This window comes from Duganella sp. 1224 (genome assembly GCF_013408245.1).
Lineage (GTDB): Bacteria > Pseudomonadota > Gammaproteobacteria > Burkholderiales > Burkholderiaceae_D > Rugamonas.
In genome coordinates this window covers 580,867-595,839 of sequence record NZ_JACBYS010000001.1, presented here as the reverse complement: position 1 = coordinate 595,839, position 14,973 = coordinate 580,867, and the positions used below count along the sequence as shown (strand labels likewise).

Below are 14,973 nucleotides of genomic sequence, written 5' to 3'. Positions count from 1 at the left end.
GATGACCACACCTTACGAATGGCTGATCGGCCTGCGCTACATCCGCGCCGGCCGCCGTAGCGGCCGCAACAGCTACATCTCCTTCATGTCGCTGGTCTCGATCGCCGGCGTCGGGCTGGGCGTGGCGGCGCTGATCGTGGTGCTGTCGGTGATGAACGGCTTCCAGCGCGACGTAGGCGCGCGCATGATCTCGATCCTGTCGCACATCGAAGTATTCGACGCGCGCGGCACGCTGCCCGACTGGCAAGCCACCGCGCGCGACGCCGAGCGCAATCCGGCGGTGCAAGCCGCCGCCCCCTTCGTTGAATTGCCCGGCATGCTGCTGCAGGAAGACACGATGAAGCCGGCGCTGCTGCGCGGCATCCTGCCCGAACAGGAAGCCAAGGTGGCCGACTTCATGAAGGGCAAGAACGCCGCCGCGCTGGACCTGCTGAAACCGGGCGCCAACCAGATCGTGCTGGGCAGCGAGCTGGCCAAGGCGCTGCACGTCAAGGCCGGCGACCACGTGATCCTGGCCATGCCATCGCAGCAGGCCACGCTCAACAACGTGATGCCGCAGACGCACCGCTTCACGGTGGCCGGCACGTTCGAGGTCGGCCACTTCGAATTTGACTCCAGCCTGGCCTTCATCCACCTGCAGGACGCCGAGGACGTGTTGCACATCAACCTGCCGATGGGCCTGCGCCTGCGCATCGCCGACGCCAACCTGGCGCCGCAGATCGCCCACGAACTGAAGAACAGCCTCGACGGCAACTACCTGGTGCGCGACTGGACCCAGCGCAATTCCACGTGGTTTGCGGCGGTGCAAAGCCAGAAGCACATGATGTTCATCATCCTGACGCTGATCGTGGCGGTGGCCGCGTTCAACGTGGTGGCGATGCTGGTGATGTCGGTGACCGACAAGCGGGCCGACATTGCCATCCTGCGCACGCTGGGTGCGCGGCCGGCGTCGATCATGAAGATCTTCATGGTGCAGGGCCTGCTGTCCGGCCTGCTGGGCGTGCTGGCCGGCACCACGCTGGGCGTGCTGGTGGCGTGGAATCTGCCGGAGATCGCCAGCGGCATCGAGCACCTGCTGGGCATCCAGCTCCTCGACAAGAACATCTACTTCATCAACACGGTGCCGTCGCAGCTGCTGTGGAGCGACGTGGCCGGCGTGGTCGGCGTGGCGGTGGCCCTGTCCTTCCTGTCCACGCTATACCCGAGCTGGTGGGCGACCCGCACCAACCCAGCCGAAGCCCTGCGCTACGAATAACCCCAAAACTCCGGGGTCAGGTCCTCCATTTGTACACGAGCTCTGCCCTAGGCGCGCCTAGGGCAGAGCTCGTGTACAAATGGAGGACCTGACCCCGGATTAGATGCCGCGGGTGTATTCGGTCACCCACTCGATCGCGGCCAGCTGAATGGCGTACAGCTCGGAAGGCCGCAGATTGAGCTGGTGCAGCATCTCGGCCAGCACGCGGCCATCGCGGCCGCGCTCGATGTGCTCAATCAGGCTGAGCATGCTGCCGTAGTCGCCGGCGCGGTGCAGCAGCGCCGCCCGCACGTCGTCCAGCACGTTCACGCTTTCCAGCACCTCGCGCATGTGGATCGAAAACAGCGTGTCCATCAGCGACATCACGCCCACCGTGAAGCCAATGTCGGCGCTGACCCGCTGCCCCGGCTGCCGGTGCTCCACCATCAGTTCCATCGTCTTGCCGCGCGTGGTGGCCAGTTGCAGCAGCGGCGAGGTGAATTCCTGCGTGCCGCCGTTCTTCACGTACAGCAGGATCTGCAGCCAGCGCCGCAGCTGGCGCCGCCCCAGCACCATCAGCGCGTGTCCCACCGAATTGATGCGCTGCCGCGCGCCCACCGCCGGCGTGTTCACCAGCCGCAGCAGGTTCAGCGTGATCAGCGCGTCGTGCTTGACGCTGTGCTCGATCTCGGTGTTGCTGGCATCCCGGTCAAGCAACTCCAGCAGATTCAACACGCTCAACTGCGAGGGCGAGATTTTCTTGCCGCTCAATATCACCGGGCGGGCGAAATAGTAACCCTGGAAATACTCGAAGCCCAGCTCCATGCACTCCTGGAATTCTTCGACGGTTTCGACCTTTTCCGCCAACAGCTTCTGCTTCGGATTTTTCAGCACCTTGGCCAGCGCCGGCAGCGTGCCGGGTTGCATGTCCTTGATGTCGACCTTGATCACGTCGCACAGCGGCGTCAGCTTCTGCACGTCCTCGTTCTGGCCGATCACGTCGTCCAGCGCGAACTTGAAGCCGGCTTCCTTGAGCTCGCGGATGCGCGCCAGCACCTCCGGCGTGGCCTTGACCGTCTCCAGGATTTCGAGGATCACCTTGTCGTTCGGCAGGAAGTGGATGAAGTCGCTCATCAGGCCGACCGCGTCGACGTTGACAAACGCCATCTGGTCGCCCACCACCTGCCCCATGCCGAGCTCCGAGGCGTGGGCGATGACGGTGGCGGTGGCTTCGGTGTCGTCAATGACGTGGGCGCCGTTGTGGGAGCCGGCATCGCGGAACAGCAGTTCGTACCCGACCAGCCGCTGTCCCCGGTTGAGGATGGGCTGGCGCGCGAGGAAGAAGTTGTCCGCCAGGTGGGCGGCGGCCGGCGTCGAGGCTAACATCATGGGGAACTCCCATTGTCAATCTGCTTGCCACCAGCCTATACCTAATTATGTACTCTTGACAATATTTTTCTGACGGACAGGCGGCCGGCGCTCGGCACTGTTGCGCATTCCCGTCGTCTGCGTGCCGCTTTCCAGCGTGAAGCGCGCGCCGGCGTCGACGCCCAGCGCCTTGACCAGCCACGGCATCACTTCCTTCAGCATCGGTTCCAGCGTGTACGGCGGGTTGAGGATGAACATGCCGCTGCTGTGCAGGCCGCCCACGCCGTCCGGCATCGGCTTCTTGATGGTCAGCACCACGTTCAGCCATTGCGCCGCCGGCAGTTGCTTGAGCTTGTCGGCGAACTGGCGCGATTCCATGCGCTGCAGCAGCGGATACCAGACGGCGTAGGTGCCGGTCGGGAAGCGGCCCAGCGCTTCGGCCAGCGCGTCCTTGGTCTTTTTGTAGTCCTGCTTGTCCTCATACGGTGGATCGATCAGCACCAGCGCGCGGCGCGACGGCGGCGGCAGCAGCGCCTTCAGCGAGGCAAAGCCATCGCTGCGGTTGACGAGGACGCGCTTGCCGCGCACGGTCGGGCGGATACCTTGCGCCGCAGCATGCTCTTCCAGCTTGCGGAAGTTATCGGCCAGCAGCTTGGCGTCGGCCGGGTGCATTTCGAACAGGCGCAGGCGGTCCTGCTCGCGCGCCACCTGGTCGGCGATGTACGGCGAACCGGGGTAGTAGCGCATCTTGCCGCTGGGGTTCATGGCGCGGATCAGGTCGACGTATTCCTTGACCGGCGCCGGCATGTCGGTGAGCTCCCACAGGCGGCCGATGCCGGTGTCGTACTCGGCGTTCTTGGACGCGAAAGCGCCATCCAGTTCGTAGACGCCAGCGCCCGAGTGCGTGTCGATGTAGCTGTAGGCCACGTCTTTCTGGTTCAGGTACTGCAGCAACTGGATGGTGATGAAGTGCTTGAGCACGTCGGCGTGGTTACCCGCATGGAAGGCGTGGCGGTAAGAGAACATAAGCTGGTGATCCTGATTGATTCAATCCGACATTATCCCTCAGAACCGGGCCGCCACCAAAAAAGCCCGCACTTCGCCTGGATCAAAGCGCGTTCATCCGGCGTGACTACCATGGAACTGCCACGCCGGCATCCGCTGGCGCGGCGATCTTTCATGGAGGAGATTATGGCTTTCAACAACGTAGGGCCGCTGACCTTCCTGGCGCCCGGTCAGACCGCTTTCTGGAGCTACACCTACGGCGGCGACCGCGGCACCCAGTTCGCGTCGGCGGACGTCAAAACGCCCAACCAGGGCGCGGTCCACCTGGCCGACCAGCAGCGCAAGGCCAAGGACAACAACGGCAACGCCACGTACTTCGTCGCCATCCACAACCAGGGCGTCGGCGGCTGCTTCCACAACCTGCAAGGCGGGGGGATGTCATGAAGATGACCATCGTTACGGACGTGCACGGCAACGTGCTGGGCGCCGTCCAGGGACATAACCTGACGGAAACCAAGGATGGCGTGGCGGCGACGGTGTCGTTCGCGCCCGGCCACACCACCCACATGGTGGAAGTCGACGACGACCTGAGCACGGTCGACGACGTCGAGGAATTCCAGCAGCGCCTGCGCCGCCACCTGCAGCAGCACCAGTCGACGCCTTGAACGGCACGCCGCGGCGCTGGCAACGCCGCGGCTTTTGTCGCGCGGATCGGGCGGTATCAGGCCAGCTTCTGCTGCGCGATCAGCACGCCGTCGGCGTCCGCATAAATCCAGTCGCCCGGATTGACCGGCACGCCCGCGATGTGCACCCGCACATTGCGCTCGCCCACGCCTTTCTTGTTGGGCTTTTGCGGATGCGCGCCCAATGCGCGCACGCCGATGTCGCAGGCGTTGATTTCCTCGGTGTCACGGATACAGCCATCGACGATGATGCCGGACCAGCCATTGTCCTGCGCCAGCAAGCCCAGTTGCCCGCCCACCAGCGCCCGTCGCAGGCTGCCGCCGCCATCCACCACCAGCACATTACCGTCGCCTGGCGTTTCCAGCGTGGCGCGCACCAGCGCGTTATCCTCGTGCACTTTCAGTGTGACCACGCGGCCGGCAAAGCGCAGCCGCTGGCCGTAGTGCCGGAATACCGGCGGCAGCACGGCCAGGCGGCCATCGTCCAGCAGATTGGCGTTGTCGTCGCACAGGTCGGTGGTGGCGAAACTCATGGTGATTCCCTGGATCGTTGAAATAAGGTTAATTCTAGGCCGTTTTGGCGACGGCGGCCACGCCGCACTGCGCGCACACCTTCTTTCGATAACAACAATAGTGAACGTTGATTAAGTTTTCCTATTTACTGCCGATAACGTTCACTTGGACAAAAGTACGGTACATTAGTGGAAACTAATCAATTAGAAAAACGATATCGGATGGCGGATCTTTCCCTCTTCTCGAACGATCAGATTGCGGCGCTGCTGTCGGCATTGCCGGACCCGGCATTCATCCTGACCCGCAGCGGCCGTTACGCGGCCGTGTTTGGCGGCACCGACAGCCGCTACTACCACGACGGCAGCGGACTGGTGGGCAAATCGCTGGACGACGTGCTGCATCCCGAAAAGGCCGCCTGGTTCCACGCGCAGATAGCCATCGCGCTGGCCGCGCAAGGCTTGCACGTGGTGGAATATGCGCTCGGCCGCGAGGACGTGCGTGGCATCGGCACCGACGGCCCTGCCGAACTGATCTGGTTTGAAGGCCGCGTGCAGCCGCTGGCATACCCGGTGCTGGACGAGGACGCGGTGCTGTGGGTGGCCAGCAACATCACCGCCAGCAAGAAGCTGGAAGCGCTGCTGCGCATGCAGAGCGAAACCGATTCCTTGTCCGGCCTGGCCAACCGGCGCAAGCTGATGAGCAGCCTGACCGAGCATTTCGAACTGTTCGCCCGCTACAAGACGCCGGCGGCGGTGCTGATTTTCGATATCGACCACTTCAAGAACATCAACGACGCCCAGGGCCATCTGGCCGGCGACAAGGCCATTGCGGCCACTGCCGACGTCTGCCGGCGCGCGCTGCGCGCCACCGATTTTCCGGCGCGGCTGGGTGGGGATGAGTTCGTGGTGCTGATGCCGCACACCGACAGCGAGCAGGCCTTGCCGATCGCGGAACGGCTGCGTCTGCGCATTGCCGAGCAGACCGGCGCCACCATCAGCGGCGGCCTGAGCGAGATGACGCCGGGCGACCTGTCATACGAGGAAGTATTGAAACGGGCGGACGACGCGCTGTACCGCGCCAAGCGCGACGGCCGCAACCGCATCGTCCGCCCCTAGCCCCCCGTGGGGACAGACCACATTTTTAGAACATTTCAGAAACGTGGTCTGTCCCCAAGGGCGCCAAGGGCGCTCAGGCGAAGGCCAGTTCGCCGTTGACGGCGTCCACGTGGATCGTGTCCTTCGGCCCGAACTTGCCTTGCAGGATCAGCTTCGACAGCGGGTTCTCGATCTCCTGCTGGATCGCCCGTTTCAGCGGCCGCGCGCCGTACACCGGATCGTAGCCCGCCTCGGCGATCTTGTGCAGCGCCGCGTCGGTCACGTCCATGCCGATCTCCAGCTTGGCCAGGCGATGACGCAAGGTTTCCAGCTGAATCCGCGCAATCGCGCCGATGTTCTTCTCGTCCAGGCCATGGAACACCACAATCTCGTCGATCCGGTTGATGAACTCCGGACGGAAGTGCGAGCGCACCTCGGCCATCACCGCCAGCTTGACCACCGCCGGGTCCGAATCCTCCATCGACTGGATCTTGTGCGAACCCAGGTTGGAGGTCATGATGATGACGGTGTTCTTGAAGTCCACCGTGCGGCCCTGGCCGTCGGTCATGCGGCCGTCGTCCAGCGCCTGCAGCAGCACGTTGAACACGTCCGGGTGCGCCTTCTCCACCTCGTCCAGCAGGATCACGCTGTACGGCTTGCGGCGCACGGCCTCGGTCAGGTAGCCGCCCTCGTCATAGCCCACGTAGCCCGGCGGCGCGCCGATCAGGCGGGCCACCGAATGCTTCTCCATGAACTCGCTCATGTCGATGCGGATCAGCGATTCCTCCGTGTCGAACAGGAAGCCGGCCAGCGCCTTGGTCAGCTCGGTCTTGCCGACCCCGGTCGGGCCGAGGAACATGAACGAGCCGTACGGACGGTTGGGATCGGCCAGCCCGGCGCGCGAGCGGCGGATGGCGTCGGCCACGGCGCTGATCGCCTCGTCCTGCCCCACCACGCGCTCGTGCAGCTTTTCCTCGATGTGCAGCAGCTTCTCGCGCTCGCCCTGCATCATGCGCGACACCGGAATGCCGGTCGCGCGCGACACCACTTCGGCGATCTCTTCGGCGCCCACCTCGGTGCGCAGCAGCTTGGGCTTGGACGGGTCGGCGCCGCCGGCCGCCGCGGTGGCCTTCTCGGCCTGCTTCAGCTGCGCTTCCAGCTCGGGCAGGCGGCCGTACTGCAGCTCGGACACGCGCTGCCAGTTGCTCTCGCGCGTGGCCTGCTCCATCTGTTGCTTGATGCGGTCGATCTCTTCCTTGATGTGCGTGCTGCCCACCACCACCGATTTCTCGGCCTTGAGGATTTCCTCGTAGTCGTTCAGCTCGCGCGTCAGGCGCACGATTTCTTCTTCGATCAGGTCCAGGCGCTTGCGCGACCCCTCGTCCTTTTCTTTCTTGACGGCTTCCTTCTCGATCTTCAGCTGGATCAGGCGGCGTTCCAGCTTGTCCATGACCTCCGGCTTGGAATCGATCTCGATCTTGATCTTGGCCGCGGCCTCGTCGATCAGGTCGATCGCCTTGTCCGGCAGGAAGCGGTCGGTGATGTAGCGGTGCGACAGCTCCGCCGCCGCGATGATGGCCGCGTCCGAGATGGCCACCTGGTGGTGCAGCTCGTACTTGTCCTGCAAGCCGCGCAGGATAGCGATGGTGTCCTCCACGCTCGGCTCGTCAACCAGGATCTTCTGGAAGCGGCGCTCCAGCGCCGGGTCTTTCTCGATGTATTTGCGGTACTCGTCCAGCGTGGTGGCGCCGACGCAGTGCAGCTCGCCGCGCGCCAGCGCCGGCTTCAACATATTGCCCGCGTCCATCGCGCCATCGGCCTTGCCGGCGCCGACCATGGTGTGCATCTCGTCGATGAAGACGATGGTCTGGCCCTCGTCCATGGCCAGCTCTTTCAGCACGGATTTCAGGCGTTCCTCGAACTCGCCGCGGTACTTGGCGCCCGCCACCAGCGCGGCCATGTCCAGCGCCAGCACGCGCTTGCCCTTGAGCGAATCCGGCACCTCGTTGTTGACGATGCGCTGCGCCAGGCCTTCGACGATGGCGGTCTTGCCCACGCCCGGTTCGCCGATCAGCACCGGGTTGTTTTTCGAGCGGCGCTGCAGCACCTGGATGGCGCGGCGGATCTCGTCGTCGCGGCCGATCACCGGGTCCAGCTTGCCGTTGCGGGCGCGCTCGGTCAGGTCGAGGGTGTATTTTTTCAGGGCTTCGCGCTGGCCTTCGGCGTCGGCGTTGTCCACCTTGGCGCCGCCGCGCACGGCGTCGATGGCCGCTTCCAGCGCCTTGCGGGTCAGGCCGTTTTCACGCGCCAGCGTGCCGGCGTCCGACTTGTCCTCGGTCAGCGCCAGCAGCACCATTTCGCTGGAGATGAACTGGTCGACGCGCTTCTGCGCTTCCTTGTCGGCCAGGTTGAGCACGGCCACGAGGTCGCGGCCGGCCTGCACATTGCCGCCGGTGCCGGATACTTTGGGCAGGCGTTCCAGGGCACCGGTCAGCGCCTTGGTCAGGCCGCCGACGTTGACGCCGGCGCGCTGCAGCAGCGAACGGGCGCTGCCGTCATCCTGGTTCAGCAGCGCGGTCAGCAGGTGGACCGGCTCGATGTACTGGTTGTCATTGCCCACGGCCAGACTCTGCGAGTCCGACAGGGCTTCCTGGAGTTTGGTGGTGAGTTTGTCTTGCCGCATGGTGTTGCTCCGATATATTTAACTATCGCTAACATAGGGGCCACCAATCGCTTTTCAAGAAGCCGCTACAACCATTTATTCAGCGCCTGGTCGTCGCTGACGCGGGCATCCACCCAGCGCGCGCCCTCGGGCGTCTGCTCCTTTTTCCAGAACGGCGCTTCCGTCTTCAGGTAGTCGATGATGAACTCGCTGGCGGCAAAGGCTTCGCCGCGGTGGGCCGAGGTCACCGCCACCAGCACGATCTGGTCCTTGGGCTTGAGCGGGCCAACCCGGTGGATCACCAGCGCACTGAAGATCGGCCAGCGCTGTTTCGCCTTGTCAATAATGTCACTGATCGACTGCTCGGTCATGCCCGGATAGTGCTCCAGTTCCATCTCCGACACGCTGGCGCCCTCGTTCAGGTCGCGCACCGTGCCGACGAAGGTCACCACGCCGCCAACCTTGGGGTAATTGGCGCGCAGATGGGCCACTTCCGTCGACAGGTCGAAATCGTTGGTCTGGATGCGGACTTCGTTCAGGCTCATGCGCGCTCCGAGGCGCCGATGCGGCGGAAAAGTTGTTCGATGCGGCTGGCGGTGCGGGCGTCCACCAGCGCCGGCATGGCGCACAGTTGCAGGTAGGCGGCGGTGGCCGACTGCGGCTTCTGGCCGGACTTCAGCGACGATTGCAACACTTCCACCTGCATCTTCAGGCGTTCGCGGGCAAACTCGGCGCCGCTGTCGACGCCGGCCACGATTTCCAGCCGCAGGATTTCATCCAGCAGCCTGGCGCGGTTGCTCTCCAGTTGGGCGGCGTAGGCGGCGCGGTTGCCGTTGGCGGCCTCCAGCGCGGCGTTGAAGCGGCCTTGCAGCGCCCGCTCGTAGTCGTTGCCCAGCGACGGCAGCGCCGCCCACTTGGCCTGCCATGCGGCGGTGTCGATGGCGCCCTCGCCGGCAATCTCGCTTTCCAGCGCCTGGTTGAGGCGCAGCTTGTCGCGCAGCGCGTTGGCCTGGGCGGCGCCGGCGCGGCGCTTGATGGCGTCCGCCTGCGCCTGCACCTTGCCGACCGCGTTGTGGTAGCGCTGGTTGATGCGCGCCTCGGACGCGCGCGGCACGGTGCCGCTGGCGTTCCAGGCGGCGGCGGCGTCCTTCAGCGCCGTGGCGATGGCGGCCAGTTGGGCCTTGTCGTCGCCGCTGAAGGTGGCTTCCTCTAGCGTCTTGCAGATGTCTTCCCGGGCGTGCAGATGGGCCTTGCGCTCGTGGTCGGCGGCGTGGGCGGTTTCCTTGCGCCTGGCGAAGATGGCATCGCAGGCGGCGCGGAAACGCTGCCACAGCGCCTGCTCGACCTTGCGTTCCAGCGGCAGCGCCTTGGCTTGCTCCTGCCAGCGTTCCTGCAGGCGGCGCAGCTTGTCCAGCGTGTGGCGGTCGGACGGTTCCAGCGCCTCGGCCTCGGCGATCAGCTGCTCGCGCTTGGCGGCTTCCACCTTGCGCTGCTCGGACAGCGGCGCCAGCATGTGGGCCAGCACCTTGTCGAAGGTGTGGTCGAGCTTGCGCTTTTCCTTGCGGTCGATGGTGCCGAGGCGGGTCCACATCTGGCGCAGGCGTTGGCCGGCGGCGGCCACGTTTTTCAGATCGGCGCCGCCGGCCGCCACCGATTCCGCCAGCGCCTGGGTTTCGGCGATCAGCGCCTGTGCCTTGGCGGCGTTGGCGTGACGTTCCTCGGCCAACTGTTTGAAGTGGGCGGCGGCCGGGGCGTAGGCGCTGGTGCAGGCGGCGTCAAAACGCTCCCACAGCGATTTGGGCGCGTGGCCGGAGACGGCGTCCAGCTGCTTCCAGCGGTCGCGCATGCTGCCAACTTTCTTGGCCAGCTCGCCCATCGACAGTTTCTGCGATGGCAACTCTTCCACGGCCTTGACCAATTCCTCGCGCGAGACGTTGCCGCCCCAGCGCGCCCAGTCGTTCAGGCGCTTCAGTTCGGCGCGGATGTGGTTCAGGTGGTCGTTCTGGGCCGGCGTCAGGCGGGTTTTGTGGTCGCGCAGCCATTTGTCGTACTCGGCGGCGGCGTGCAGTTGGCCGTGCTCCAGGGCGGCTTCCAGCGCGTCCATGGTTTCCAGGAATTTCTTGTCGGTTTCCTGGGGCGGCTGCTTCGGCTGCTTGGCGGGCTTGGCCGCAGCGGCGGCCGTGCCTGGCTCACCGGCGCTGGCCGGGCTTGCCGCGCCGTTAGCGCCGCCGGCGCCGGCCAGGCTTTCGGCGCCCTCGGCGCCGGCGGCCGAGGCGGCGCCCGCTGCCGTGCGCTGGGCGGCGCTGGTGTTTGCGTTCGCGGCGGACGGCGACGGCGACGGTGCCGGCGCGGCGGCCGGCTTGGGCGGTGCGGTCAGCGTGGCGCGGGTCTGTTCGACGGCCTGGGCGAAATCGCTCAACAGGTGGCGCGGCAAGGCGCCGTGTTCGGGCGCCTGCTGGTATTCAGCCAGATCGGCCGCGTGGCGCTCCAGCGCCGCCAGCGCCTCTTCCACCGGCAGGCCGGCCTGCGGCAGCTTGCGTACAACCGCCAGCGCGTCGATGATGCGGCGCTGCAAGGCCACCTGCGCCTCCAGCCGCGCCGCCAGCGCCGCGCGCGCGGACGCGTACGATGGCGCCAGTTCCGGCACCTCGGCCACCACCTGCCACTGGCGGTCCAGCTCGGCCACCTGGTTCGGCGTCAGTTTCTCATCTTGCAACAGGCGCTGGGCCAGATCGAGGCAGGCCTGGGCCTTTTGCCGCTCGGCCTGCTGGTAGCGGATGGCGTCCAGCCGGCCCTGCATCAGCTTGGCGACGCGGCGGTCGGTATTGCGCACCGCCTGCAGCACCTGTTCCAGCGCCGGCTGCGACGTCACGTGGTCGGCCGCGCTCAGGCGCACGCCGGCGAATTCGCTCTCCAGGATCAAGGCGACGGCGGCCGCTTCATTGCCGTTTAGCGCGGCGGCGCGCTGCGTTTGCGCGTCGCGGCGGCCGGCAGTCGCGGCGCTGGCCGCGTCCTGCTCCGGCGAGGCCGCTGGTGCTGGTGGAACGGCCGAGGTTTCGGTCGCACGCTTAAAGAGGAAATCGAACATGGTGCGCTATGGTGATGGCTAAAACCACCATCATAGCAAAGCAGGGGAAATTTGCCCTGTCAGTACACCATGAAGGCGGTTATTTCATAATGGCATCGTCTCGCGACAGCTGTCGCGGCGCGCGCTGCGGTGGCGCGGCCGGCACCTCGTCCAGCTTGACGATGGGCAGTACTTGCAGGCCGGGAATGGAAATCTGGCCGTCGTCGATCTCGCCGCCCGGCAGCGCGCGGCGCCGCGCGGTGACCTGGGCCGCCTCGGCCGGCGGCAGGCCCGAGCGTTTCATTTCGTCCAGGTGCTTGTCGTGCATCATCAACTGGTTGGCGATGGAAAACCAGGTTTCGCCGGCGATGGCGTGGCGCGCCAGCGCGAACAGCTCCTGCTCCTCTTTTTCCAGCCGTTTCAGCAGCGCGCTGCAGAAGGTGTCGATGCTGTCGCACACTTCGCTGACCTGCTCGTCGCGGACGTCGGCCAGCGCGCCCAGCTTGTCCTGCAGCAGGCGGATCGACATCAAGGCCGACTGGTTCAGGCGGTTGAGCTCTTCCAGCAACTGGTCGGCACGCTCGGTGGCGTCGCGCAGCGCCGGGATCAGGTACATCTCGGTCTTGCGCCAGCGGCAGGCCTGGTACAGCGTATTGAGGTTTTCGCAGGCGTACTCCAGCTGCGACAGGGTCATGCTGTTCTGCTGCATGAGCGTGGTCCGCACATACTTCTGGAACGATAGCAGGCTGAGGCGAACGCTGGCTTGCTCGACCGAGAGGGCTACCAAAGTGTATGTGGCGGTTAACATTCTGACTGACTCCCTGGGCTGAGGTAGCGGAAGTAAAAGTGTAAAGTTTCCCGACAACGGCGCTTTGAGCTAGCACAAACCCGCAAACGCGCTTGGTAGATCAAATATATCTCAAGCCCGCCGCGAATGCTATCGCAAAGGCAGCTGCAAGCGCACCATTCCCGCTTCAGGATGCGGCAATACCACGCCGCCGAAATGGCGTATCAGTTTTTGCACGCCGGTGTTCTCGGACAAGGCGTCGCCGACGATCTCGCGGGTGCCGCGCGCACGGAAATAATCCACCAGCTTCTGGAACAGGATGTAGCCCAGCCCTTTGCCTTTCAAATCGGAACGCACGATGATGGCGAACTCCGCCGATTGATTGTCGGGGTCCAGCACCGCCCGCACCACGCCCAGCGTTTCCGGCTGGCCTTGGGCGTTGGGCCGGGTGGCGATGAAGGCCATGGCGCGGTCGTAATCGATTTGCGTCAGCCGCGCCAGTTGGGCCGGCGGCAGTTCGCGCATGGCGGAGAAAAAGCGCAGGCGGATGTCGTCCGGCGCCAGCGCGGCGAAGAATTGCTGGTGCTGCGCGCCATCCTCCGGCTTGATCGGCCGCAGCAGAATCTGGCCGCCGTTCCAGTCCAGCCGCTCCTCCAGCTCCTGCGGATACGGGCGGATGGCCAACTCGGCGCGCCGGCCGCGCGCCTTGGCCAGGTGCATGCGCGCGCCCAGCGCCACCACGCTGCCGCCGAGGGCCAGCAGCGGATTCAGATCCAGCTCGGTGAGTTCGGGCAGGTCGGCCACCATGTCGGCCACCTGCACCAGCGTGCGGATCAGCGCTTCGCCGTCGGCGGCGGTCTGGCCCTGCGCCAGCAGACGCGAGACGCGGGTGCGGCCGACCAGGTCGCGCGCCAGCGTCATGTTCAGCGGCGGCAGGCCGGCCACGCGGTCGTTGACCACGTCAGCCGCGATGCCGCCTTGTCCGAAGAACAGCACCGGACCAAACACCGGATCATGGCCGGTCTGGATGCGCGCCGCCAGCAGCGTGGCGCCGGCCAGCGCTGCCTGCTGCGGCGTCGCCAGCGCAATGCCATAGGCGGACATCAAGGTGCGCGCATCGGCGTCGCTCAACTGGCTGTGGCCCGCGTGCAGCGCCGCCTGCACCAGACCGCGCGCCGCCGCCCGCGCCTTCGCGCCGGTGTTCGGCACGCCGACCGGCACTTCCATCAGCAGCTCCTGGTTGCGGCGGTACTGGGCAATCTGCAGGAAGCCGTTGACCGCCTTCTCCGGCGTGTCATAGGTCGGCAGGCCGGCCTCGGCGAACACGCGGCGCGCCTGCGCCACCGAACCGCCGCCCAGCCAGCAGGACAGCACGTTCTTGCCGGCCGCCTGCATCAGCGGCGCCACCGCCTGCGCGATCTGCTCGCTGCCGACCATGGCGGTGGGCGCGTGCAGGAACAGCAGCGCGTCGGCATGCGCCTCATTCAACAGCGCCTGCACGGCGCCGGCGTAGCGTTCGACCGGCGCGTCGGCCAGCAGGTCGACCGGGTTGGCTTGCGGCGCGCCGGCCTGCGCCAGCCGCTTCAGCGTGTCCGCCGACAGCGTGGCCAGTTGCGCGCCGGTGCAGGCCAAAGCGTCGGCGGCGATCAGCCCCAGGCCGCCGCCGTTGGTCAATACCGCCAGCCGCTCGCCACGCTGAGGGCGCTGGCGCGCCAGCGTTTCCACGGCGTCGAACAAGTCCTCGGTGGAGTACACGCGCAGCATGCCGGCGCGGCGGATGGCCGCGTCGAACACCATGTCCGCGCCGGGCGCCGCGTCGCGCCCGACCTTGAGCACGATGACCGGCTTGCCGCGCGCCGCCAGGCGGCCGGCCGACATGAACTTGCGCGCGCTGCTTACCTGCTCGATGCACAGCAGGATGGCTTCCGTTTCGCCATCGGCCGCCAGGTAGTCCAGCAGATCGCCGAAATCGATATCGGCACCGTCGCCCATGGCGACAAAGCGCGAGAAGCCGATGCCGCGCTGCCCGGCCCAGTCCAGCACCGCCGTCGCCAGCGCCGCCGACTGCGACACGAAGGCCAGCTTGCCCTTCCGCGCCGGCATCTGCGTGAAGCTGGCGTCCAGCCCCAGCGCCGGCGACTGCAGGCCCGCGCTGCTGGCGCCGAGCACCCGCAGCAGGTACGGGCGCGCCGCCTCCAGCATTGGCTGGCGCAGCCCGCGGCCGCCGTTGTGACCCGGATCGGCCGTCATCACGATGGCGGCCTTGCAGCCGGCCGCGCCCAGGTCATGGATCAGTCCCGGCACGGTGCCGGGCGGGGTGCAGATGATGGCTAGGTCGGGCGCCAGCGGCAGCGCGCTCACGCGCGCGTGGCACGGCAGGCCTTGCAGCCGCTGGTACTTGGGATTGACCGGCCAGACGGTGCCGCCGTTGCGCGTAAAGTCGCCGTCCAGCAGGTTCGCCAGCACCCGCGTGCCGATGCGCAGCGGCTTGTCGGAGGCGCCGATCACGGCCACGGAACGCGGTTGGAACAGACGGTCGAGATTACGGATGCTCATAGGG

The 14,973-nt window shown here is 66.2% G+C and carries 12 protein-coding genes; 4 read left to right on the top strand and 8 right to left on the bottom strand.

Going from position 1 to position 14,973, the window contains the following annotated elements; all coding sequences use genetic code 11:
- The first annotated feature begins 1 nt into the window (after position 1).
- Positions 2 to 1,255 (top strand): lipoprotein-releasing ABC transporter permease subunit, encoded by a 1,254-nt coding sequence (locus FHW58_RS02745; RefSeq protein WP_179671541.1) that lies wholly within the window; start codon positions 2 to 4, stop codon positions 1,253 to 1,255.
- 99 nt (positions 1,256 to 1,354) lie between these two features.
- Here the strand turns inward: FHW58_RS02745 and FHW58_RS02740 are convergent, their stop codons facing one another.
- A complete protein-coding gene (locus FHW58_RS02740; protein WP_179671540.1) occupies positions 1,355 to 2,623 on the bottom strand; it encodes an EAL and HDOD domain-containing protein in 1,269 nt (422 codons plus the stop codon).
- A gap of 45 nt (positions 2,624 to 2,668) precedes the next feature.
- Positions 2,669 to 3,628 carry a 23S rRNA (adenine(2030)-N(6))-methyltransferase RlmJ gene (locus tag FHW58_RS02735; protein ID WP_179671539.1) on the bottom strand — a complete coding sequence of 320 codons (960 nt, stop codon included), beginning with the start codon at positions 3,626 to 3,628 and terminating at the stop codon, positions 2,669 to 2,671.
- Positions 3,629 to 3,793: 165 nt separating this feature from the next.
- On the opposite strand from FHW58_RS02735, the gene FHW58_RS02730 reads away from it, so the two are divergent.
- The gene (locus FHW58_RS02730) at positions 3,794 to 4,051 is read left to right on the top strand and encodes a hypothetical protein (RefSeq protein ID WP_154364341.1); all 258 of its coding nucleotides are present in this window, start codon (positions 3,794 to 3,796) and stop codon (positions 4,049 to 4,051) included.
- Positions 4,052 to 4,053: 2 nt separating this feature from the next.
- Positions 4,054 to 4,272 carry a hypothetical protein gene (locus tag FHW58_RS02725; RefSeq protein ID WP_229265027.1) on the top strand — a complete coding sequence of 73 codons (219 nt, stop codon included), beginning with the start codon at positions 4,054 to 4,056 and terminating at the stop codon, positions 4,270 to 4,272.
- Between the two features lie 56 nt (positions 4,273 to 4,328).
- Here the strand turns inward: FHW58_RS02725 and rraA are convergent, their stop codons facing one another.
- Positions 4,329 to 4,823: a ribonuclease E activity regulator RraA gene (gene rraA / locus FHW58_RS02720; protein WP_179671537.1), complete on the bottom strand. Its 495-nt coding sequence runs from the start codon at positions 4,821 to 4,823 to the stop codon at positions 4,329 to 4,331.
- 201 nt (positions 4,824 to 5,024) lie between these two features.
- On the opposite strand from rraA, the gene FHW58_RS02715 reads away from it, so the two are divergent.
- On the top strand, positions 5,025 to 5,918 hold the full coding sequence (locus FHW58_RS02715; RefSeq protein ID WP_179671536.1) for a GGDEF domain-containing protein: 894 nt from the start codon (positions 5,025 to 5,027) through the stop codon (positions 5,916 to 5,918).
- A gap of 73 nt (positions 5,919 to 5,991) precedes the next feature.
- Here the strand turns inward: FHW58_RS02715 and clpB are convergent, their stop codons facing one another.
- The 5 genes from clpB to FHW58_RS02690 all read right to left on the bottom strand — a co-directional run bounded on the left by clpB (position 5,992) and on the right by FHW58_RS02690 (position 14,969).
- Entirely contained in the window at positions 5,992 to 8,580 is a 2,589-nt protein-coding gene (gene clpB / locus FHW58_RS02710) for an ATP-dependent chaperone ClpB (RefSeq protein WP_179671535.1), read from the bottom strand.
- Between the two features lie 65 nt (positions 8,581 to 8,645).
- On the bottom strand, positions 8,646 to 9,104 hold the full coding sequence (gene moaE / locus FHW58_RS02705; protein WP_179671534.1) for a molybdopterin synthase catalytic subunit MoaE: 459 nt from the start codon (positions 9,102 to 9,104) through the stop codon (positions 8,646 to 8,648).
- The gene (locus tag FHW58_RS02700; RefSeq protein ID WP_179671533.1) at positions 9,101 to 11,647 is read right to left on the bottom strand and encodes a DUF349 domain-containing protein; all 2,547 of its coding nucleotides are present in this window, start codon (positions 11,645 to 11,647) and stop codon (positions 9,101 to 9,103) included. The genes moaE and FHW58_RS02700 overlap by 4 nt, the downstream gene beginning before the upstream one ends.
- A 79-nt stretch (positions 11,648 to 11,726) precedes the next feature.
- The gene (locus FHW58_RS02695) at positions 11,727 to 12,434 is read right to left on the bottom strand and encodes a hypothetical protein (RefSeq protein ID WP_179671532.1); all 708 of its coding nucleotides are present in this window, start codon (positions 12,432 to 12,434) and stop codon (positions 11,727 to 11,729) included.
- 129 nt (positions 12,435 to 12,563) lie between these two features.
- Positions 12,564 to 14,969 (bottom strand): bifunctional acetate--CoA ligase family protein/GNAT family N-acetyltransferase, encoded by a 2,406-nt coding sequence (locus tag FHW58_RS02690; RefSeq protein WP_179671531.1) that lies wholly within the window; start codon positions 14,967 to 14,969, stop codon positions 12,564 to 12,566.
- Between the last annotated feature and the right edge of the window lie 4 nt (positions 14,970 to 14,973).

What these genes read in the sequence shown, in the direction of transcription:
- FHW58_RS02745 (WP_179671541.1), top strand. Translation starts at nt 2, where the DNA reads ATGACCACACCTTACGAATGGCTGATCGGCCTGCGCTACATCCGCGCC.
- FHW58_RS02740 (WP_179671540.1), bottom strand. Translation starts at nt 2,623, where the DNA reads ATGATGTTAGCCTCGACGCCGGCCGCCGCCCACCTGGCGGACAACTTC.
- FHW58_RS02735 (WP_179671539.1), bottom strand. Translation starts at nt 3,628, where the DNA reads ATGTTCTCTTACCGCCACGCCTTCCATGCGGGTAACCACGCCGACGTG.
- FHW58_RS02730 (WP_154364341.1), top strand. Translation starts at nt 3,794, where the DNA reads ATGGCTTTCAACAACGTAGGGCCGCTGACCTTCCTGGCGCCCGGTCAG.
- FHW58_RS02725 (WP_229265027.1), top strand. Translation starts at nt 4,054, where the DNA reads ATGACCATCGTTACGGACGTGCACGGCAACGTGCTGGGCGCCGTCCAG.
- rraA (WP_179671537.1), bottom strand. Translation starts at nt 4,823, where the DNA reads ATGAGTTTCGCCACCACCGACCTGTGCGACGACAACGCCAATCTGCTG.
- FHW58_RS02715 (WP_179671536.1), top strand. Translation starts at nt 5,025, where the DNA reads ATGGCGGATCTTTCCCTCTTCTCGAACGATCAGATTGCGGCGCTGCTG.
- clpB (WP_179671535.1), bottom strand. Translation starts at nt 8,580, where the DNA reads ATGCGGCAAGACAAACTCACCACCAAACTCCAGGAAGCCCTGTCGGAC.
- moaE (WP_179671534.1), bottom strand. Translation starts at nt 9,104, where the DNA reads ATGAGCCTGAACGAAGTCCGCATCCAGACCAACGATTTCGACCTGTCG.
- FHW58_RS02700 (WP_179671533.1), bottom strand. Translation starts at nt 11,647, where the DNA reads ATGTTCGATTTCCTCTTTAAGCGTGCGACCGAAACCTCGGCCGTTCCA.
- FHW58_RS02695 (WP_179671532.1), bottom strand. Translation starts at nt 12,434, where the DNA reads ATGTTAACCGCCACATACACTTTGGTAGCCCTCTCGGTCGAGCAAGCC.
- FHW58_RS02690 (WP_179671531.1), bottom strand. Translation starts at nt 14,969, where the DNA reads ATGAGCATCCGTAATCTCGACCGTCTGTTCCAACCGCGTTCCGTGGCC.